This is a genomic window from Gordonia sp. SID5947 (assembly GCF_009862785.1).
Taxonomy (GTDB): Bacteria; Actinomycetota; Actinomycetes; order Mycobacteriales; family Mycobacteriaceae; genus Gordonia.
On sequence record NZ_WWHU01000001.1, the window covers coordinates 3,617,774 to 3,637,254 of the forward strand.

Annotated in this window: 17 protein-coding genes and 2 pseudogenes; 13 read left to right on the forward strand and 6 right to left on the reverse strand. The window is 66.8% G+C overall.

Annotated elements, in window-relative coordinates; translation table 11 throughout:
* Positions 1-13 precede the first annotated feature (13 nt).
* Positions 14-637, reverse strand: coding sequence for a hypothetical protein (locus GTV32_RS23560; protein WP_237422000.1), 624 nt, complete (start codon positions 635-637; stop codon positions 14-16).
* 89 nt (positions 638-726) lie between these two features.
* Positions 727-1,110 (reverse strand): annotated as a pseudogene (locus tag GTV32_RS23565) (aldehyde dehydrogenase family protein); the annotation flags it as partial.
* On the opposite strand from GTV32_RS23565, the gene GTV32_RS23570 reads away from it, so the two are divergent.
* The 4 genes from GTV32_RS23570 to GTV32_RS16520 all read left to right on the forward strand — a co-directional run bounded on the left by GTV32_RS23570 (position 1,009) and on the right by GTV32_RS16520 (position 5,918).
* Positions 1,009-1,737, forward strand: a complete 729-nt coding sequence (locus tag GTV32_RS23570) for a hypothetical protein (RefSeq protein WP_237422001.1) — start codon at positions 1,009-1,011, stop codon at positions 1,735-1,737. The pseudogene GTV32_RS23565 and the gene GTV32_RS23570 overlap by 102 nt on opposite strands.
* Positions 1,738-2,070: 333 nt before the next feature.
* Positions 2,071-3,681 carry an aldehyde dehydrogenase (NADP(+)) gene (locus GTV32_RS16510; RefSeq protein ID WP_161062580.1) on the forward strand — a complete coding sequence of 537 codons (1,611 nt, stop codon included), beginning with the start codon at positions 2,071-2,073 and terminating at the stop codon, positions 3,679-3,681.
* Between the two features lie 36 nt (positions 3,682-3,717).
* Positions 3,718-4,653: a 5-dehydro-4-deoxyglucarate dehydratase gene (locus tag GTV32_RS16515; RefSeq protein WP_161061234.1), complete on the forward strand. Its 936-nt coding sequence runs from the start codon at positions 3,718-3,720 to the stop codon at positions 4,651-4,653.
* Positions 4,653-5,918, forward strand: a complete 1,266-nt coding sequence (locus GTV32_RS16520) for a glucarate dehydratase family protein (protein ID WP_161061235.1) — start codon at positions 4,653-4,655, stop codon at positions 5,916-5,918. Before GTV32_RS16515 ends, GTV32_RS16520 begins: the two co-directional genes overlap by 1 nt.
* A 13-nt stretch (positions 5,919-5,931) precedes the next feature.
* Here GTV32_RS16520 and GTV32_RS16525 read toward each other — a convergent pair whose 3' ends face one another.
* On the reverse strand, positions 5,932-7,116 hold the full coding sequence (locus GTV32_RS16525; protein WP_161062581.1) for an APC family permease: 1,185 nt from the start codon (positions 7,114-7,116) through the stop codon (positions 5,932-5,934).
* 155 nt (positions 7,117-7,271) lie between these two features.
* Between GTV32_RS16525 and GTV32_RS16530 the strand changes: the two genes are divergently transcribed.
* Positions 7,272-8,165 (forward strand): LysR substrate-binding domain-containing protein, encoded by an 894-nt coding sequence (locus GTV32_RS16530; RefSeq protein ID WP_161061236.1) that lies wholly within the window; start codon positions 7,272-7,274, stop codon positions 8,163-8,165.
* 62 nt (positions 8,166-8,227) lie between these two features.
* Here the strand turns inward: GTV32_RS16530 and GTV32_RS16535 are convergent, their stop codons facing one another.
* A complete protein-coding gene (locus GTV32_RS16535; RefSeq protein ID WP_161061237.1) occupies positions 8,228-8,623 on the reverse strand; it encodes a universal stress protein in 396 nt (131 codons plus the stop codon).
* Positions 8,620-9,663, reverse strand: coding sequence for a 2-hydroxyacid dehydrogenase (locus tag GTV32_RS16540; protein ID WP_161061238.1), 1,044 nt, complete (start codon positions 9,661-9,663; stop codon positions 8,620-8,622). The genes GTV32_RS16535 and GTV32_RS16540 overlap by 4 nt, the downstream gene beginning before the upstream one ends.
* 380 nt (positions 9,664-10,043) lie before the next feature.
* Between GTV32_RS16540 and GTV32_RS16545 the strand changes: the two genes are divergently transcribed.
* The 8 genes from GTV32_RS16545 to GTV32_RS16580 all read left to right on the forward strand — a co-directional run bounded on the left by GTV32_RS16545 (position 10,044) and on the right by GTV32_RS16580 (position 18,682).
* The gene (locus GTV32_RS16545; protein ID WP_161061239.1) at positions 10,044-11,618 is read left to right on the forward strand and encodes an ABC transporter substrate-binding protein; all 1,575 of its coding nucleotides are present in this window, start codon (positions 10,044-10,046) and stop codon (positions 11,616-11,618) included.
* A 17-nt stretch (positions 11,619-11,635) separates the two neighbouring features.
* On the forward strand, positions 11,636-12,562 hold the full coding sequence (locus GTV32_RS16550; RefSeq protein ID WP_161061240.1) for an ABC transporter permease: 927 nt from the start codon (positions 11,636-11,638) through the stop codon (positions 12,560-12,562).
* Positions 12,563-12,645: 83 nt separating this feature from the next.
* Positions 12,646-13,587, forward strand: coding sequence for an ABC transporter permease (locus GTV32_RS16555; RefSeq protein WP_237421906.1), 942 nt, complete (start codon positions 12,646-12,648; stop codon positions 13,585-13,587).
* Positions 13,584-14,603 carry an ABC transporter ATP-binding protein gene (locus GTV32_RS16560; protein WP_161061242.1) on the forward strand — a complete coding sequence of 340 codons (1,020 nt, stop codon included), beginning with the start codon at positions 13,584-13,586 and terminating at the stop codon, positions 14,601-14,603. The genes GTV32_RS16555 and GTV32_RS16560 overlap by 4 nt, the downstream gene beginning before the upstream one ends.
* The gene (locus GTV32_RS16565; RefSeq protein ID WP_161061243.1) at positions 14,596-15,612 is read left to right on the forward strand and encodes an oligopeptide/dipeptide ABC transporter ATP-binding protein; all 1,017 of its coding nucleotides are present in this window, start codon (positions 14,596-14,598) and stop codon (positions 15,610-15,612) included. The genes GTV32_RS16560 and GTV32_RS16565 overlap by 8 nt, the downstream gene beginning before the upstream one ends.
* Entirely contained in the window at positions 15,609-16,325 is a 717-nt protein-coding gene (locus GTV32_RS16570; protein WP_161061244.1) for a sulfite exporter TauE/SafE family protein, read from the forward strand. Before GTV32_RS16565 ends, GTV32_RS16570 begins: the two co-directional genes overlap by 4 nt.
* Positions 16,326-16,335: 10 nt before the next feature.
* The gene (locus GTV32_RS16575) at positions 16,336-17,670 is read left to right on the forward strand and encodes an enolase C-terminal domain-like protein (protein ID WP_161061245.1); all 1,335 of its coding nucleotides are present in this window, start codon (positions 16,336-16,338) and stop codon (positions 17,668-17,670) included.
* Positions 17,671-17,701: 31 nt separating this feature from the next.
* Positions 17,702-18,682, forward strand: a complete 981-nt coding sequence (locus GTV32_RS16580) for a 2-hydroxyacid dehydrogenase (RefSeq protein WP_161062582.1) — start codon at positions 17,702-17,704, stop codon at positions 18,680-18,682.
* Between the two features lie 66 nt (positions 18,683-18,748).
* On the opposite strand, the pseudogene GTV32_RS23575 reads toward GTV32_RS16580, so the two are convergent.
* Positions 18,749-19,363 (reverse strand): annotated as a pseudogene (locus tag GTV32_RS23575) (phosphatase PAP2 family protein); the annotation flags it as partial.
* Positions 19,364-19,481: the final 118 nt, after the last annotated feature.

Sequence of the window (19,481 nt, forward strand, 5' to 3'; positions counted from 1 at the left end):
TCGATCGAACGCCTCAGGGCATCAGAATCGCCTTGAGTACGCCCGGCAGCCGCCCCCAGCCCGGGTGGCCGGCGTAATGGGTGAGGGCCTTGGACGCCGCGGTGTTGGCCTTGGAGGTGACGAGCCAGGGCATCGGGGGCGCCACCGACGCCTCACCGCCCAGCCACGAACGCGGGAAGGGGCGGAAAGGTCCGTACACCACCACCCGCTCGGGATCGGCTATCAGTCGGCTGTTGTGGACGATGCCGATACCGCTGCCCACGTCGTCGATCGTGTTACCCGGGTACGCGCCCCACGGCATCGCCGGAGCGAGATAACCCGTGGCCGACCAACAGTTGATCCCGATGGTGCCGTAGCGCAGATCGGCGATCGCCGCGGTGAAGGCCGGTCCCATCGCCTTGCGGTCGCGAGGTGCGACGATGATGCCTGCGCCCAGGGTTCCCGCCAGCCGGTCGTTGGCGAAGCGCACCGCGTTGCGTAGGAAGTCGATTCCCACGCCGGGAATGGTGGTGTGGCCCAACACCGGCGAGAAATATTCGGAGTGATACAGCTCGTCCGACGTCGATTCACTGACCTCGACCAGCATCCGGCCACCATGACGCTCGGCATGGGGATAGGTGTGCTGGGCCCGGGCCATGGCGCGTTCGCTGCCCGGGTACCACGTGCTCCGCGGGGGAGACTGTCGAAGACCTTGCGGATCGCGTCGAGGAACTGTGCACGTTGCGGCCAGGACGAACTCATGATCATGGCTTGACCGGCTATGCAGTTGTGGCCACTGTTCTGGAGTTTCTGGGTGGCGACGTTCTGCGCCTGGTAGACGAGATCGGCGGCGGACCACTTGCCGGGGACGACGATGATGGGGGAGACGCCGCCCAATTCGCTGGTGATGGGTTTCGTCATCAGCGGGGTGCGCGCCGCGCGCCGCCGCTCGCCCTCCGGGCCCCGACCCCAGACGATGGCGTCGTGGGTGGCGGCGCTGCCGGTGATGTGGACGTGGACGATCTCCGGATGACCGGTGAGGTACTCGCCGACATCGCCTTCGCCGTTGATGATTCGCAGCAGGTCGCGTTGGATCAACGGCGTGAACGCCTTCTCGTACACGGGCAGCATCCCGGCAAACGTCGGATTCAGCTTCAGGACGCTGACCCGGTTGTGCGCGACGAGTTCATAGAGCCCGTCGAGGGGGCCGATGAGCGTGACATTTCCGGCGCCCAGGACCAGTCCGACGCCGCCGCTCTCGGTGGGGCGTCGCTCGGCCAGCCCAGCGGCCGCGCGCACCTCGTCGATCCCAACACCCGGCGGCATCCAGATCTCCCCAGAGAAACCGTTGAGCAGCAATGCTTCCTGTGTGCCATGAGGCAGTACCTCGAGAGTGATGCGACCGCCCGGCGCCTGACCGACCGGAATGCCGTCAAGCGGATTGCCGCCGGCAGCCATAGTGGTCAGGGTCTGCGCGGTGGCCGTCAGCGTCGCCATGGTGATGTAGGGCCCGGCCAACCACTCCTCGCCGTGCACGGACGGCGGGGTCTGTTTGATCTTGATTGCCGTCTCGGCCCACTCGGCGGCGGTGTCGCGCACGGTGTCGCGGGTGCGCAGGAGCAGGGCAGCGCGTTCGTGGAGGGTCATGGATGCCCACGTGCGTGTCCCGCGGCCGAGCTCGTCGATCTGCCGATCGAGCGCCGTGTGGTCCACAGGGTGCGGCATGGTGGTCATACCCACCAAGTGTGGCACCTTTGAGTGCCTCTGACGTGCGGTTTTGGTCCTGCGATCCGGCGAGATCGTTGTGGTGCGCGGGAGGGTCGGCTACAGGGCCCGATCCCAGCGCACCACCGACTTCATGACGTCCGGGAACTTCCGTTCCGCATCTGGTCGCTCGTCTTGCCGGCCTCGCCGGAGCGCGCACGTCCGAGATGTTGGACGCGATGTTGGACGCGTCGACCCGGGTGTCACCGACTCGATCAGCGGGGCCCGATGCCCTCAACTGGTCCGATACCCGATATGCATCGATACTGTGGAGATTTGACTTGGACATGTATAGATGCACGGTCTTACGGTCGGAGCATGGATGCAATGACCACCGCAGAGCGGACAGAGTTGCCGACCGCACAGGCCCTGACCGGACAGATGATCATCGCCGGGGATCACGTCACCGGCACCGGCAGTGCGGTGCACGCCATCAACCCGGCAACCGATGAGCGGCTACAACCGGCCTATGCCCACGGCACCGCCGAGGACGTCGTCCGCGCGAGCGCTGCGGCTGCCGAGGCATTCGTCGTCTACCGCAACACGTCATCCGCCGATCGCGCCGACTTCCTGACGGCCATCGCCGACAATCTCGATGCCGCCAAGGACGCGCTGGTCGCACGGGCGACGGCCGAATCCGGGCTGCCCGAAGCCCGCATCACCGGCGAGGTCGGTCGGACCAGCGGTCAGCTCCGGATGTTCGCAGGCGTGCTGCGCGAGGGCAGTTGGCACGGCGCCCGCATCGATCCCGCACAGCCCGACCGCACACCTGCGCCGCGCGCGGACATCCGTCAGCGCAAGGTGGCGCTCGGCCCGGTCGCCGTGTTCGGCGCCAGCAACTTCCCGCTCGCCTTCTCGGTCGCGGGTGGCGACACGGCATCCGCGCTCGCAGCCGGATGTCCCGTGATCGTCAAGGCGCACGACGCCCATCCGGGGACGTCGGAACTCGTGGGACGTGCCATCACCGAGGCGATCACGTCCACCGGCATGCCCGCCGGAACCTTCTCCCTGCTGTACGGCACTGGCCGAGAGCTCGGCATCGCGCTGGTCACCGACCCGCAGATCAAGGCGGTCGGCTTCACCGGTTCCCGCTCCGGCGGTACCGCGCTGGTGCGGGCAGCCGCCTCCCGTCCCGAGCCGATCCCGGTCTACGCCGAGATGAGTTCCATCAACCCGGTCTATCCGTTGCCCGGTGCTCTCCGGAACCGGGGCACCGAACTCGGCCGAGCGTTCGTCGGCTCGCTGACCATGGGTTCCGGACAGTTCTGCACCAACCCAGGTCTGGTGATCGCAGTCGACGGCCCCGATCTCGACACGTTCATCGGTGCGGCCGCCGACGCCGTCGGTGAATCCACTCCGACACCGATGCTGACCCCGAACATCGCCACCACGTATGCCCGTGGCATCGACGAGTTCGAGGGTGTCGCGACGGAGGTGGCGAGAGGAACGGAGTCCTCGGCGCCCAACGCGTGCCGCGCTGCACTCTTCAGCACCGAGGCCGATACGTTCCTGTCGTCGGAAACTCTGCAGCAGGAGATCTTCGGAGCCTCGAGCCTCGTGGTGAAGTGTCGTGACGAGCAGCAGGTCCGCGAGGTCACGGCCAAGCTCGAAGGCCAGCTCACGGCCACCGTTCATGCCGATGAATCCGACCACGACGATGCCGGTGCGCTTCTGGAGCTGCTGGAGCTCAAGGCCGGCCGCATCCTCTTCAACGGCTGGCCGACCGGTGTGGAGGTGGGCCATGCGATGGTGCACGGCGGACCGTACCCGGCCACCTCGGACAGCCGGAGCACCTCGGTGGGTTCGCTCGCCATCGAGCGGTTCCTGCGGCCGGTCGCATATCAGGATGTCCCGCAATCGTTGCTGCCGTCGTCGATAGCCGATGGCAATCCCGAACAGATCTGGCGCCGCGTCGACGGCGAACTCACCCGCGACTGACAGTCGCTCCCGCACATACCTTTCCAAGGAGTCCCAATGCTCAACGGCGTCTTGTTCTTCCCTGTCACCCCCTTCGACAGCAACGGAGAGGTCGATTACCGGCGCCTCGCCGAGCACATCGACCGCGGTGTCGCGGCAGGTCCCGGCGGGGTCTTCGTCGCCTGCGGCACCGGTGAGTTCCATGCCCTGGGACTCGAGGAGTTCGGGAAGATCGTCCAGTGTGCCGTCGACACGGTCGCCGGCCGTGTGCCGGTCTTCGCCGGCGCAGGGGGTTCCCTGGTGCAGGCCCGAGAATTCGCCGCCAGTGCGAAAGCGCATGGTGCCAACGGCATCCTGCTCCTGCCGCCCTATCTGGTGACGATGCCGCCGGCGGGGCTCGTGGAGTATGCGCGCACGGTTGCGCAGACCACCGATCTTCCCCTCATCGTCTACAACCGTGGCAACGCGGTGTTCGACGAGGTGTCGGCCGTCGAGGTCGCGCAGCTGCCCACCGTCATCGGATTCAAGGACGGGACAGGCGATCTCGACAATGTCGCGCGAATCGTCATCGCGGTGAAGGATGCACTTGCCGGCTCCGGCAAGGAATTCCTCTTCTTCAACGGCCTGCCGACCGCAGAGATCACCCAGCAGGCCTATCGGTCGATCGGTGTCACGCTCTACTCGTCGGCAACCTTCGCCTTTGCTCCGGAACTCGCGCTCGCGTTCTACAACTCGCTGGAGAACGACAACGCGGAGCTGACCGAAGCCCTGCTCCGTGAGTTCTTCCACCCGCTGGTGCGGTTGCGGAACAAGGTGCCGGGGTACGCCGTCTCGCTGGTGAAGCACGGCGTGACCATGGAGGGGCTCGACGCCGGGCCGGTTCGCGCACCGCTGGTGCCACTGACCCCAGAGCATCAGGTGGAACTCGAGCGCATCACCGCTGCCGGTCGCGCCGTGCTCGCCGGCTCCCTCGCGGCGAACGCGACGGCCTGATGGCGTCGTCGACCATCACGCGGGTCACCGTCACGCCGGTGGCCTTCGTCGACCCGCCGCTGCTCAACACCGTCGGCGTCCACCAGCCGTACGCCCTTCGCGCGATCATCCAGATCGAGACCGGCGACGGGTTGCGCGGGCTTGGTGAGACCTATGCCGACACCGCGCACATCACCCGGATGGAAGCGGCTGCCGAGGCCCTCGTCGGTCTCGACGTGTTCGCGCTCAACCGGATTCGCACCGTCATCGACGAGCGCATCGCCACGCTCACGGTCACCGGCGGCGACGGTGTCGCGGGCATGATCACCACGGCCAGTACCACCGACCGGGTGTTCTCACCGTTCGAGGTCGCCTGTCTCGACATCCAGGGCAAGGTCGTGGGGCGTCCGGTGAGTGATCTGCTCGGTGGCGCGGTCCGTGACCGCGTGCCGTTCAGCGCGTACCTGTTCTACAAGTGGGCAGGCCACCCGGGCGCGGCGAATGACAGCTGGGGAGAGGCGATCGACCCCGCCGGACTCATCGGTCAGGCACATCGGATGATCGACGAGTACGGTTTCACCGCAATCAAACTCAAGGGTGGCGTGTTTCCGCCCGACGAGGAGATCGCCGCCATCAAGGCGCTACACGCCGAGTTCCCCGATCTTCCGTTGCGGCTCGATCCGAACGCGGCGTGGACGGTCGACACCTCCGTGCGGGTGGCAGCCGAACTGGCCGGCATCGTCGAGTACCTCGAAGACCCGACGCCCGGGCTCGACGGAATGGCCGAGGTCGCCGCCGAGGCCAAGATGCCCCTGGCCACCAACATGTGCGTGGTGGCCTTCGACCACCTCAAGCCTGCGGTGCAGAAGGATTCGGTGTCGGTGGTGCTGTCCGACCATCACTACTGGGGCGGACTCCAGCGTTCACGTCAGCTCGCCGCAATCTGCGACACCTTCGGGTTGGGCCTGTCGATGCATTCCAACTCGCACCTGGGGATCAGCCTGGCCGCCATGGTGCATCTCGCGGCGGCGACCCCGAACCTCACCTATGCCTGCGACACGCACTGGCCGTGGAAGACCGAGGATGTCGTCAAGCCCGGCGCCCTGAGCTTTGTCGACGGTGCGGTGCCGGTGCCCACCGGGCCCGGGTTGGGCGTCGAGATCGACGACGACGCGCTCGAACGCCTGCATCAGCAATATCTCGACTGCGGTATCCGAGACCGCGACGACACGGGCTACATGCAGTCGATCGATCCGGGTTTCGAGAACACCTGCCCGCGGTGGTGACACCGGGGCCGGATCACCGACGCAGGGCGTAGACCGCCGCACCGGCCGCCACCACGACCACACCGGCGATGACCGAGCCGAGCGGAAGGGTGGCGGCAAGGATCGCGCAGCCGACGATCCCGACGATCGGCAGCACGCGCGGAGGCCGGCCTTCCGCGCGGCTCAATGTCGCCGCCGACGCGTTGGCGATGCCGTAGTAGATCAACACGCCGAACGACGAGAAGCCGATCGCGGCGCTCACATCGGCGGTCGCCGCCACGACCGCCACGATCACCCCGACCGCCAGTTCGGCGTGGTGCGGTACGCGATAGGTGGGATGGACGGTGGCCAGCCATCGGGGGAGGTGGCCGTCGCGGGCCATTGCAAGGGTCGTTCGGGACACGCCCAGCACCAACGCGAGCAACGACCCGAGTGCGGCGATCGCGGCGCCGATCTGCACCACGGGCGCCATGCCCGGCACCCCGGCGACCCGGACGGTCTCGACGAGCGGAGCTGCCGCCGCTGCGAGGTCGACCGGTCCGAGTACTGCGAGAGTCGCGAGCGCCACCGAGGTGTACACGACGAGTGCAACGCCCAGTGCCAGCGGTATCGCACGCCGGATGGTGCGCGCGGGGTCGCGGACCTCTTCACCGAGGGTGGCGATTCGGGCGTAGCCCGCGAACGCGAAGAAGATCTGTCCGCTGGCCTGGAGGACGCCGTACACGGTTGCGTCGTCGGCGATCGTGAGGTTGGTCCCCGCATCGCCGGGAGGCGAGGTCGCCGCCACCACCACGACGGCAGCCAGAGTCGCGAGCACCACGGCGACGATCAGCCTGGTGACGAGTGCGGACTTCTCGATGCCGCGGTAGTTCACCGCGGTCACCACGACGACGGCCGCGACGGCCACCGCATGCGCGTATTCGGGCCAGACATAGACGCCGACGGTCAGGGCCATCGCCGCGCAGGAAGCCATCTTGCCGATGACAAAACACCAACCTGCCAGATAGCCCCAGAACTCGCCGAGACGTTCGCGGCCATAGACGTAGGTGCCGCCGGACACCGGGTATCGGGCGGCGAGCCGTCCCGAAGACGTGGCGTTGCAGTACGCGACGATCGCGGCGATCGCCAGACCGATGAGGAGCCCGCTGCCGGCCGCGTCCGCTGCGGGCGCGAGCACCGCGAACACGCCGGCGCCGATCATCGAACCGAGCCCCACCATCACTGCGTCGCCCACGCCGAGTCGCCGACGCAACTCCGGTTCTCCGGTCACGCGCTCACGCTAGCGGAGAGTGTCCGATTCGGCGCGGTGCTGCTTCGCCGATGCGATCCACACAACGCAACACATCACCGCCCCGCGATGCTTAAAGTGGATCGATGTTCTCGCTGTCACGCCTCGCCTGCTTCATCGCGGTCGCCGAAGAGCTCCACTTCGGCCGCGCCGCCGAGCGTCTGCACATGACCCAACCGCCGCTGAGCCGGCAGATGCAGCAGCTCGAGCACGAACTCGGCGTCCAGTTGATCGAGCGCAGCAGTCGGGCCGTGTCGCTGACGGCGGCCGGCACGGCGTTCCTGCCCGACGCCCGTCGGATCGTCGCGTTGGCAGAAGGCGCCGCCCTCACGGTCCGGCGTGTGCCGGCCGGGGATCTCGGCACCGTCAACATCGGCTTCACCGGCGCCTCGGCCCGGGCCGTGCTGCCCCGTCTGATGCAGCATGCCCGCGAGAAGTTGCCGGACGTCCGCCTGGTGTTGCGTGAGATGGTCACCGCGGCCCAGGTCGAGGCGCTCGCAGGCGGCGACCTCGACCTCGGCATCGTCCGTCCGCCCGTCTCGCGGCCGGGTATCAGCACGCGCCCACTGCATCATGAGCGCCTCGTGGCGGCACTGCCGGCCGACCACGAACTGGCTTCGGTCGAGCATCTCGCGATCGAGGATTTCGACGGTCAGGCAGTGATCATGTATTCGCCGACGGATGCGCGCTATTTCAACGAGCTGCTCATCAGTACCTTCACCGCCGTCGGCGCCTCACCGCGCTACGTCCAGTACGTCACCCAGGTGCACACGATGCTGGTCCTGGTGCATTCGGGACTCGGGATCTCACTGGTGCCGGAATCGGCGATGACGATGCACCCGGACGGCGTCGTCTTCAAAGAGGTGACGGCCATCCGCGATCGGCCGGTGCAGATGAATGTCGCCTGGCGCGACGACAACCCGAACCCGGCGCTCGCTCGGCTGATGAGAGATGTTCTGCCCGAACGGGAATGGATCTGATTTGGTAGCAATAACCCGCGCCTGGCGCGGATTGTTGCTACGAAATCGGGGGGGGGGCGGGGCTAGACGGCGGCGCGGACCGGGGGTTTGACGGCCACCACGGGGCACTGGGCGTCGAGCAGCACCCGCTGGACGACACTGCCGGTGAGCAGCTTGCCGACCGGTGAGCGACGCTTCTGTCCGATCACCAACAGTTCGACGGCGTCGTCGTAGGAGGCATCGATGAGTTGATCGGCATGCGAGAGGCCGGGATCATTCTCTGCCACAAGATAATTGACGCCGTCGGCCTCGGCGGTCCGGCGAGCGTTCTCGACGTCGACGAGGAACTCCGGCTGGGATGCGCTGTCGCCGTCGGCCACCACCAGCACCTCCACGCCCCGCATCCGTGCCTCGGCGAAACCGAACGGCAGGGCGCCGCGACCCTCGGGTGTGGGCAGATAACTCAAGACCACGGTCATCGTGCGTCCTTTCCGCGAAGGGCGGGGTTCGGGGCGACCACGGATGTGACCAGATCGCCGTTGCGCAGGTAGGAGTCGAGATTCCGCAATGTCAGTTCCTCCATGGCGGCCCGGGTCTCGACGGTGCCGCTGGCGAGGTGGGGAAGGAGGACGACGTTGTCGAGATTGATCAGCGCCGCCGGTACGTGCGGTTCGCGGGCGAACACGTCGAGGCCGGCGCCGGCCAGGCGCCCCTGCTGGAGCAGTTCCACCAGCGCGTCCTCGTCGACAACACTGCCGCGCGCGACGTTGATCAGGAAACCGTTGGGGCCCAGAGCTTCCAGAACCTGACGGTCGACGAGATGACGGGTGCCGGAACCGCCGGCCGCAGCAACGATGAGGACGTCGACGGATGCGGCCAGTTCCGCAGGCGAGGTCTCGTATCGGAACGGGGAGCCCTCGACGATCCGCCGGTTGTGGTAGGCGATCGAGCAACCGAAGGCGGTCAACCGGTCGGCGATCGCCGAGCCGATCCGGCCGAGGCCGAGGATGCCGACCTTGGCACCGGAGACCTTGCGCGTCAACGGGACGTTGCCCTCCACCGGCCAGCGGCCCGCACGCACGAACCGGTCCGCCGCGGCAAAGCCACGCATGGTGTCGATGACCAGGCCGACGGCGGTGTCGGCCACGCAATCGGTCAGCACGTCCGGGGTGTTGCTGACGCCGATGCCCAGCTCGGCGGCGCGGTCGACGTCGGTGGTGTCGTATCCGACCCCGAAGTGCACGATCGCGCCGAGATTCGGCAATGCGGCCATCAGTTCGGAGTCCACGCCGGTCCGTCCGGAGGTGACCACCGCGCTCACCTGCGCACCGTGCTCGGCAAGGAACGAGGCACGCGAATCGCCGTCGGGGAGCCGGTCGGCGTCGAAGTCGTCGGCGAGGCGCTCCTCCAGTGACGGCTTCAGGGGGCCGACCCGCAACACCTTACCGACAGATTTCGGAAGATCTTGTCCGACAACGACATCGTGTGCTTCCGAGGTGTTGGCGAGGCTGCTGCTCATCGGTCCTCCTCGACCGTCCGGGACACAGATGTCCTCCAATGGATACGACCACGGTAAGTCGACCTCTGAATACCTGTCCAACACGCAAATAACATGGATCGATACCCAAACTGTATGGACCTCCCATCGACGATTCGAAGGGCGCACCGTGCCGAGAGCGAACAGACAGGTCAGGGGTGGTTTCGAGGGGTGTGATCGTGTTGACGCCGCGGTCTGGGGAGGCCGTGAAACACGCCAAAATCGCAGTTGACGGCGTTTTTGTGCGGTTGACGCCGCCGATCGGCCGCTCTTAGCGTGTGTCTACCGTCACAAACGATGGTTCCAGCCCCCTGGATTCACACGTGGTGAGTCACTCGCAGTCCCTTCCATCGGAGGTTCCCATGCAGATCGCATCTCTGCGATCCCCGCGCCGCCGCCTCAGCGGCGCGTTGGCCGTGTCGGCGGCCGCGATGTTGGCCGTCAGCGGTTGCAGCGTCGCCAACACCACCCAGGGCGAATCCGCCAGCCCGGACACACTGCGGATCGTCTTGCCGCAGGAGCCGCCGACTCTGGAGCCCTGCGACGCATCGCTGACCGCGACCGGTGTGGTGGTCCGTTCCAACATCACCGAGCCCCTCATCGAACGCGATCCGAACAGCGGTGATCTGCAGCCGAAGTTGGCGAGTTCCTGGAAGCAGGTGGAACCGAACGTCTGGCGGTTCACCACCGTGTCGGGCGTCAAATTCAGTAACGGCGCCACCTTCGACGCGGAGGACGCGGCGTTCTCCATCAAGCGCACCTTCAACGGCGCGATCGGTTGCGATGTGAACGGCTATGTCTTCGACGACAGCAAGACCGACGTGAACGTCGTCGATCCCAACACTGTCGAGGTTCGTACCGAGAAGCCCGATCCGATCCTGCCGCTGCGACTGTCGTTCATCGAAATGGTGCCGCGCACCACCGATGCGGACGCCAAGGTGCGTGAGCCGATCGGCACCGGACCGTACATGGTCGACTTCTGGGACTCCGGCCAGCGGATCGCGCTCAAGGCCAACCCGAACTACCACGGCGCGGCACCGCAATACAGCCGCGCCATCTATCAGTGGCGCGCCGAGGGCAGCGTGCGAGCGGCCATGGTCACCAACGACGAGGCCGACCTCGCCACCTCGCTCGGACCTGAGGACGGTGCCGGCGACCTCGGCACCGCATACGTCAACAACGAGACCACCGCGCTGCGTATGCAGGCGACGGATGCACCGCTCGACGACATCCGGGTCCGGGAGGCCATCGACTACTCGATCAACCGCGACGGCGTGGTGAAGGCGCTCTTCCAGGGTCTCGGGAAGCCGGCCGCAGAACTCGTCGGCAAGGGCATCGTCGGTTACAACGACCAGTTGACGCCGACCCCCTACGATCTCGGTCATGCCAAGAAGCTGATCGACGAGGCGCGCGCCGACGGCGTGCCGGTCGACCGCACCATCCGCCTCATCGGCCGCACCGGGCAGTTTCCCAAGATCAACGAGACGATCGAGGCAATCCAGTTCTCGCTCAGCAAGATCGGCCTGAACGTCAAGATCGAGATGATGGACACCTCCGGGCAGATGCAGTACCAGACCCGCCCGTTCGTGCCCGGTTCCGGACCGGTGCTGCTGATGATCATGCACGGCAACCAGGCCGGTGACACCCAGTTCACCCTCGACCAGTACATGCTCAGCGACGGTTATCAGAGCACTTACGGCACAGCGGCATACGACAAGGAGATCGTCGCCGCGGAGGCGCTGACCGGTGAGGCGCGTCAGGACGCCCTCGCGAAAGTCCTCGCCGACGAGCCGACCAAGATCCGCCAGTACGCCTACATCGCGCACATGGAAGCCGTGCTGGCCAAGTCGAACAAGGTCGACTACCAGCCCAACTCGGCGACCGGCGATGAGATGCGGCTGGCCGAGATGACCCACGCGACTTCCCAGAACGACTGAAATAGAGGCGATGACCGATGTTCACCTTCCTCCGGCGCCGGATGTACACCAGCCTTATCCCGCTGATCATCGTCCTGTTCGGCGTGTTCTTCATGGCTCGTCTCACCGGCGATCCCACCAACCTGTATCTGCCGGTGTCGGCCACGCCCGACCAGCGAGCCGAGTTCGCGGCCGCACACGGGCTGGACAAGCCGATCTGGCAGCAGATGTTCGACTACTTCTCCGGAGTCATCCATCTCGACTTCGGTGAGTCGCTCAAGACCGGTCAGGAAGCTGCGGGCATGGCGCTCAAAGCTTTTCCCGCGACCCTCCAATTGGCGTTCGTGACGCTGCTGCTCTCGATCATCGGATCGGTGATCATCGGTTGCTGGGCGGCGTACCGGCCGAACTCGCTCGCGGACCGGTTCTCGAGCCTGTTGTCGATGACCGCGGCCAGCGTTCCCGACTTCTGGTTCGCCATCACCGGGATCTGGGTCTTCGCGGTGGTCCTCGGCTGGCTACCGACATCGGGCACCGGTGGCGTGCTGGCGTGGGTGCTGCCGATCGCGACCCTGATGATCAGACCGCTCGGCGTACTCACCCAGGTGGTGCGCGGCGCCATGGTGTCGGCACTCTCCGCTCCCTATGTGAAGGTCGCTCGGAGCAAGGGTGCAGGCGACCTACGGGTGGTCAGCCACCATGCGCTGCGCAACGCCGCCGCCCCGGCGCTCACCGTCGCCGGCGACCTGGCCGTCGGCCTGATCAACGGTGCGGTCGTGGTGGAGGCCATCTTCGGCTGGCCAGGTATCGGCAAGCTGATGATCGATTCGATCCTCCAGCGCGACTTCGCAGTCCTGCAGGCGGCCGTGCTGCTGACCGCCGTCAGCATCTTCATCCTGAACATCGTGATCGACGCGGGCCTTGCCCTCCTCGATCCGCGGGTTCGCGACAAGGCCACGGTCTAGAGGCGCAAGGAACTCAAGGAGCCCACATGTCCATCGTCACCGATCCACTCGACACGACCAGCCCCGTCGCCTCGACCGATCCCATGGGCGACTCCGTCGCCACCAAGAAGGCACCGGCCGGCCAGGCACCGATGTGGCGATTGTTGTTGCGCGACAAGTTCGCCACCGTTGCCGCCGCCATCCTGACCTTCGTGTTGCTCGTCGCGATCTTCGGACCCTGGCTGGTCGGAGATGCGGCCACCGACCAGAACCTCGACGAATCCAACCTGGCCCCGTTCAATCTCGACACCGGGTGGATGAACGTCCTCGGCACCGATCCGCTCGGACGCAGCATGCTCGCCCGACTCATCGTCGCCTGCCAGACGACGTTGATGGTGTCGCTGCCGGCCGTACTGATCTCCTGCGTGATCGGCTCCGCCGTTGGTATGTGGGCCGGCTACCACCGCGGTTGGCGGGAGACCACCGCGATGCGGGTGGCCGACGTCATCATGAGCTTCCCGTCGCTGTTGCTGGCGGTTGTCGTCCTCTTTGTGTTCTCGCCGAGCGCGGCGAACATCGTGGCGGTGCTCGCCATCACCCGTATCCCGATCTACCTCCGTACCGCCCGGGCGGAATCGGCAGAACTGCAGAGCCGTGTGTTCGTCGACGCCGCGCGCACATTCGGCGCCGGCAGCGGTCAGATCCTGCGCGGACACGTGCTGCCGATCCTGCTCCCGACCCTGCTCACCGTCGCCACCCTCGACTTCTGCTACGTCATGCTGGCCGAATCGTCGCTGAGCTTCCTGGGTATCGGCATCCAGCCGCCGGACATCAGCTGGGGTCTGATGGTGTCGCAGGGCCGGACCTATCTGCAGACCGCGTGGTGGCTCTCGTTCTTCCCCGGCCTGGCGATCGTGATCACCACGGTGTCGGCGACCCTGCTCGCCGCGTGGGCCCGGATCGCCACCGATCCCGGACAGCGGTGGCGCCTGACCACACCCAAGGCCCGCAAGCGCGTCTTCTCCTCACGAAAGGCAGTGCGATGAGCGCCCCCACCATGGACCATCCCGAGGTCGGGACCGATGATCGGGTCGCGCTCGACGTGACGGACCTGACCGTCGACCTACGGACCCCCACCGGGACCGTGCGCGCCGTCGACCACGTGTCGTTCCGTGCCCGTCGCGGTGAGACCCTCGCGCTGCTCGGCGAATCCGGTTGCGGCAAGTCGATGACCGCGCAGGCGCTGGTCGGCCTGCTCGATCCGATCGCCGAGGTCGCCGACGGCTCGATCGTCATCGACGATGTCGATCTCGTGAGCGCGAAGGAGTCGGTCCGACGTCAGATGGCAGGCACCGAGTTGGCCATCGTCTTCCAGGACGCGCTCACCGCGCTCAACCCCGTCTATCCGGTGGGCACCCAACTGGCCGAACCCTTCCGCATCCATCGAAAGATGTCGCGGAAGAAGGCCAGGCAGGAGGCCATCGAGCTGATGCGCCACGTCGGTATCCCGGAACCGGAGTCGCGCATCGACTCCTATCCCCATCAGTTCTCCGGGGGCATGCGGCAGCGACTGCTGATCGCGATGGCGGTCGCTTTGAGTCCCAAGGTGTTGCTGGCCGACGAGCCGACCACGGCTCTCGACGTGACCGTGCAGGCGCAGATCATGGCATTGCTGCAGCGCCTGCGCGAGGAGCACGACATGGCCGTTGTGCTCATCACCCACGATCTGGCCCTGGTTGCCGAGCAGGCCGATCGGGTAGCGATCATGTACGCGGGCAACGTGGTGGAGACCGGTCCGGTCGCGGAGGTCTTCGGCGATCCGAAACACCCCTACACCAAGGGACTTCTGGATTCGGTGCCGGTCAGCGCCGAGCGGGGTGCCGACCTCAAGTCCATCGGCGGAACCCCGCCGGATCTGCATTCGATCCCGTCGGGCTGCGTCTACCAGGCGCGCTGCCCCATTGCCCGCAGTCTGTGCGTCCAGCAGCGTCCCGCTCTCGCCGGCGTCGGTGAGAATCGGGCCGCAGCGTGCCACTTCTCCGAGGAGACCAGCAATGTCTGACACAACCGAAGCCCAGGTTCTCGAGGTCCGCGACGTCGGCAAGACGTTCTCGGTCTCGGGCAAGTCCGGCCGCAAGGAACTCCGGGCGCTCGACGGTATCGACCTCGACCTCCGTCGCGGTGAGACGCTCGGCCTGGTGGGCGAATCCGGCTGCGGGAAGTCCACTCTCGCACGCACTCTGATGATGCTCGAACGTCCCGACACCGGCACCGTCCGCTGGGACGGCACGGATCCGTACCGGCTCAAAGGCAAGGAACTGCTCGCCCTGCGCCGCAAGGTGCAGATGGTCTTCCAGGATCCCTATGCCTCACTGAACAATCGCATGACCGCCGCCGAGATCATCTCCGAGCCGTGGCGTACCCACAAGGAGCTGTACCCGCGTAAGCGGGACCGCGCGGCGCGGGTGCGGGAGTTGCTACACCTCGTGGGCCTGCGCCCCAGCGATGAGCACCGCAGTCCGCAGGAGTTCTCGGGTGGCCAACGCCAGCGGCTCGGGATCGCCCGTGCGCTCGCGTTGAACCCGGAGGTGATCATCTGCGACGAGCCGGTGTCGGCCCTGGATCTGTCGGTGCAGGCGCAGGTCCTCAACCTCCTCAACGAACTGCAGCAAGAGCTCGACATCTCCTACATCTTCATCTCGCACGATCTGTCCGTGGTCCGTCACGTGGCCGACCGGGTCGCGGTGATGTACCTGGGTAGGATCGTCGAAACCGGCAGTACGGAAGCAGTTTTCGACAATCCTGCGCACCCGTACACCGAGGCGCTGATGTCGGCGGCGCCGACCCTCGATCCGGCCACCCGCCGCGAACGCATCCTGCTCAGCGGTGAGGTGCCCTCGCCACTCAACCCGCCGTCGGGATGCCGGTTCCGTACCCGCTGCGCGCACGCCACCGACATCTGTGCGACCGACCTCCCGCCGACGGTCACCGATCACCGTGAGCCGGGACATGTCGCCGAGTGCTACCACCCGCGAGGACGCGTCGCGCTCGGTATGCCCGCTGTGGCGTGAGCGTCGTGGCCTTCGCCGTCATCGCCGTCGCGGTCTGCATGGCCTCGTGCATGCAGGCGTCGATCGGCTTCGGCATGGGCATGCTGGCCGCGCCGGTCGTGGCGCTGGTGGACCCGGCGCTGCTGCCCGGGACCCTGATCATGTCCGCCACGGTGGTGACGCTGATGGTGGTGATCCGCGAGCGCGACGGGCTCGACCTGCGGGGCACCGGATGGGCGCTCGCCGGCCGGGTGCCCGGCACCATCGCAGGCGCCCTGCTCCTGGTGTGGCTGCCCGAACGTGGACTGGCGTTGTTGCTCGCGGCGGTGGTCCTCGGCGGTGTGGTGCTGGCCTCGCTCGGATGGCAGCCCGCTCCGCTCCGGCGCAACCTCGCGACCGCGGGAGCCGCATCCGGTCTGCTGGGAACGGCCACCTCGATCGGGGGCCCACCGATGGCACTGGTGCTCTCCGGAGCCGAGAATGCCGCGGTGAGAAGTAATCTGAGCGCATTCTTCCTGGTGGGAAGCATGATGTCGATGGGTGCGCTGGCGGCGACCGGCAATCTGCACCGCGACATCGCCGGCGTGTTCGTCGCGCTCATCCCCGCGGTGATCCTCGGTTATGCGGCCTCGCGGTACGTGAATCGTCACCTCGACAAGAACCGGCTGCGCATCGTGTCGATCGTGGTGTCCACGGTCGGCGCGGTGTTGCTCATCGGACAACAGTTTCTCTGAAAGGACCAGAATGACGACAACGACCCCGGTGGTCACCGAGATGCGAGTGGTCCCGGTCGCGGGCCGCGACAGCATGCTGCTCAACCTCTCTGGTGCGCACGCCCCGTACTTCACCCGAAACCTGGTCATTCTCACCGATTCCGAGGGCAACACCGGTGTCGGTGAGGTCCCCGGCGGCGAGCCCATCCGGATCACTCTCGACGACAGCCGACCGCTCGTGGAGGGTCGGAAGATCGGCGACCACCATGCGGTCCTGCAGGACCTCCGCCGTACGTTCGCCGATCGTGACAAGGGCGGTCGTGGTGACCAGACCTTCGATCAGCGCGTCACCATCCACGCGGTGACCGCGGTGGAATCGGCGCTGCTCGACCTGCTCGGTCAGCACCTGCAGGTCTCGGTGGCCGCGCTGCTGGGAGAGGGCAAGCAGCGCGATCGGGTGCCGGCGCTCGGATACCTCTTCTTTGTCGGCGACCGCACCAAGACCGACCTCGACTATGCGGACGGCGCCGACGAGACCGACGACTGGTTCCGCCTCCGCCACCAGGAGGCCCTCGACGCCGACGGGGTGGTCGCACTCGCCGAGGCAGCCCAGAAGCGCTATGGTTTCGCCGATTTCAAGCTCAAGGGCGGTGTGCTGGCCCCGGACGAGGAGGCCGACGTGGTGACCGCGCTGGCGGACCGCTTTCCGACGGCGCGGGTCACGCTGGACCCGAATGGTGGGTGGCTGCTCGAGGAGGCGATCCGCATCGGCCGGCGACTGCGCGATGTGGTCGCGTACGCAGAGGATCCGGTCGGACCCGAAGGGCGGTACTCGGGCCGGGAGATCATGGCCGAGTTCAAGCGGGCCACCGGTCTTCCCACCGCCACCAACATGATCGCGACGGACTGGCGCGAACTCGGCCATACGATCCGGACGAACGCCGTCGACATCCCGCTCGCCGACCCCCACTTCTGGACGATGGCGGGCTCGGTGCGGGTGGCGCAACTGTGCGACGCCTGGGGTCTCACGTGGGGGTCGCACTCCAACAACCACTTCGACGTGTCGCTGGCGATGTTCACCCATGTCGCCGCCGCCGCGCCCGGTGACATCACCGCGATCGACACGCATTGGATCTGGCAGGACGGACAGCGGCTCACCACCGAGCCCTACGAGATCGTGGACGGTCATCTGACCGTGCCGGATCGTCCGGGTCTCGGCGTCGAGCTCGACATGGATCAGGTCGACGCCGCTCACCGGTTGTATCGGTCCGAGGGGCTCGGTGCCCGCGACGACTCGGTGGGCATGCAGTACCTGGTCCCCAACTGGTCGTTCGACAGCAAGCGTCCCGCGCTCGCGCGGAGGTGAATCGTTGCCCGAATCGTCGCAGGGGGAATCGGTGAAGGTCGTCGTCGGTGATCGGAACGTGCTGCCGCACAGCGACCTGCTGGTGTCGTTGCTTCCGTCGGCGGTGGAACTGTCCTGGCATCGGACCTTCGATGAGGAGGCCCTGGTCGACGATCTGGCCGACGCCGACGTCTACATCGGCGGCCGTGTGACCCCGGCGATGGCGCGAGCCGGTGTGGGGTTGCGACTGGTGCACATCGTCGGCGCCGGTACCGACAAGGTGGCGTTCGACGATCTGCCTGCCATCACGCAGGTGGCCAACACCTTTCACCACGAGGATTCGATCGCGGAGTACATCATCGCGACCGCGGTCATGCTGCGTCGCGGTCTGATTGCGCAGGACTCCGCTCTGCGGTCAGGTACCTGGGCGACGTCGGTCTATCAGGACGGCGTGGCGCAACCACCCACCATGCGGGGAGCGATGATCGGATATGTGGGCTTCGGTCATATCGGTCGCCGCACCGCGGATCTGTTCGGTGCGTTGGGTGCCCGAGGGTGCGCGGTCACGGGCTCGGGCCGGGTCGCCGACGACACCGGTCTCGACTGGCACGCCGACACCACCGAGCTCGGACGACTGTTGAAGGAATCCGATGTGGTGGTGGTGTCCGCACCCCTGAACGACCGCACAGCGGGCATGATCGGGTCTGCTGAACTCGCCCAATTGGGGCCCGACGGCGTGCTGATCAACGTCGGACGCGGACCGCTGGTGGTGGAGCAGGATCTCTTCGAATCCCTGCGAGACCGAGCGATCGCCGGTGCTGCGATCGATGTCTGGTACTCGTATCCGGCGGGTGGGGATCACGCAGAACCGTCAGGCATGTCCTTTCACGAGCTGCCCAATGTGTTGATGACGCCCCACACGTCGGGTGTCACGCGCGACACCTTTCTCGGGCGGGTCCATGACGTCGCCGACAACATTGTCCGGCTCATCGAAGGCCGCCCGCTCGAGCGGGTGGTCGGCCGGGTGCGCTGAGTTCGTTTCGTCGTCGCGATCCCGACGCGGGCCCCGCCACGGATCGGGGAGCAGCACCCCGGCGGCCGCCACCAGCAACACGGAGATGAGCACGTCGCTCGGACGATGCCAGCCGGCGGCGATGAGCGAGACACCGATCACCGCGGCCCAGCCTCCGAGTGCGAGCGTCGTCAGCGGACGGAGCACCGGGGGAGTGGAGAGAATCAGGACCACGGCGACGGCTGTGACGGCGGCGGCGTGACCGCTCGGCGCCGAGTTGGCGGTCTCGGTTATCCAGTCGTGGAGCTGAGGGCGGGTCAGAACGTGATCGCGCAGTATCCGAGCGCTGACGACCGCAAGCGGCGGGAATGAGAGCAGCGCTGCAGTGACGATCACTGTGTGCCGCGCATCGGCGCGCGAGCGGAACCGTCCGAGCTGGATCAGCACCACGACGGCCGCCGCGACCGCCAACCAGAGCAATGGGTTGGAAACGACGTCGATGGTGACGATGGCGGGTACGTCGGCCTTCGGGATGGCGTCGGGGAGGCGCCGGCCGGAGTCCAGGAGCCACTGGTCGATGCGCTGCCCGGTTGATGTCCGCACCGCCATCACGAAGACTGCCGCGGCGGTGAGGACGAGCGCGACCGCGACCGTCACCGAGCGTGTGAGAGAGGGGGTGCGCCCAGTGACAGTCGCGGCCATGTCAGCAACGCTATAGGGCGAGTCTGGGAGCGACCTGGACGGAACCTGAGGGCCACCGATGTTGCCGTCAACCGTCTGACCGAACCGCCAGATCTGTGTACAGTCGTACACCAGGGGG

What these genes read in the sequence shown, in the direction of transcription:
- GTV32_RS23570 (WP_237422001.1), top strand. Translation starts at nt 1,009, where the DNA reads ATGACCGGTGAGGTACTCGCCGACATCGCCTTCGCCGTTGATGATTCG.
- GTV32_RS16510 (WP_161062580.1), top strand. Translation starts at nt 2,071, where the DNA reads ATGACCACCGCAGAGCGGACAGAGTTGCCGACCGCACAGGCCCTGACC.
- GTV32_RS16555 (WP_237421906.1), top strand. Translation starts at nt 12,646, where the DNA reads ATGGGCGACTCCGTCGCCACCAAGAAGGCACCGGCCGGCCAGGCACCG.
- GTV32_RS16545 (WP_161061239.1), top strand. Translation starts at nt 10,044, where the DNA reads ATGCAGATCGCATCTCTGCGATCCCCGCGCCGCCGCCTCAGCGGCGCG.
- GTV32_RS16565 (WP_161061243.1), top strand. Translation starts at nt 14,596, where the DNA reads ATGTCTGACACAACCGAAGCCCAGGTTCTCGAGGTCCGCGACGTCGGC.
- GTV32_RS16525 (WP_161062581.1), bottom strand. Translation starts at nt 7,116, where the DNA reads ATGGTGGGGCTCGGTTCGATGATCGGCGCCGGCGTGTTCGCGGTGCTC.
- GTV32_RS16540 (WP_161061238.1), bottom strand. Translation starts at nt 9,663, where the DNA reads ATGAGCAGCAGCCTCGCCAACACCTCGGAAGCACACGATGTCGTTGTC.
- GTV32_RS16560 (WP_161061242.1), top strand. Translation starts at nt 13,584, where the DNA reads ATGAGCGCCCCCACCATGGACCATCCCGAGGTCGGGACCGATGATCGG.
- GTV32_RS16575 (WP_161061245.1), top strand. Translation starts at nt 16,336, where the DNA reads ATGACGACAACGACCCCGGTGGTCACCGAGATGCGAGTGGTCCCGGTC.
- GTV32_RS16520 (WP_161061235.1), top strand. Translation starts at nt 4,653, where the DNA reads ATGGCGTCGTCGACCATCACGCGGGTCACCGTCACGCCGGTGGCCTTC.
- GTV32_RS16535 (WP_161061237.1), bottom strand. Translation starts at nt 8,623, where the DNA reads ATGACCGTGGTCTTGAGTTATCTGCCCACACCCGAGGGTCGCGGCGCC.
- GTV32_RS23560 (WP_237422000.1), bottom strand. Translation starts at nt 637, where the DNA reads ATGGCCCGGGCCCAGCACACCTATCCCCATGCCGAGCGTCATGGTGGC.
- GTV32_RS16550 (WP_161061240.1), top strand. Translation starts at nt 11,636, where the DNA reads ATGTTCACCTTCCTCCGGCGCCGGATGTACACCAGCCTTATCCCGCTG.
- GTV32_RS16530 (WP_161061236.1), top strand. Translation starts at nt 7,272, where the DNA reads ATGTTCTCGCTGTCACGCCTCGCCTGCTTCATCGCGGTCGCCGAAGAG.
- GTV32_RS16515 (WP_161061234.1), top strand. Translation starts at nt 3,718, where the DNA reads ATGCTCAACGGCGTCTTGTTCTTCCCTGTCACCCCCTTCGACAGCAAC.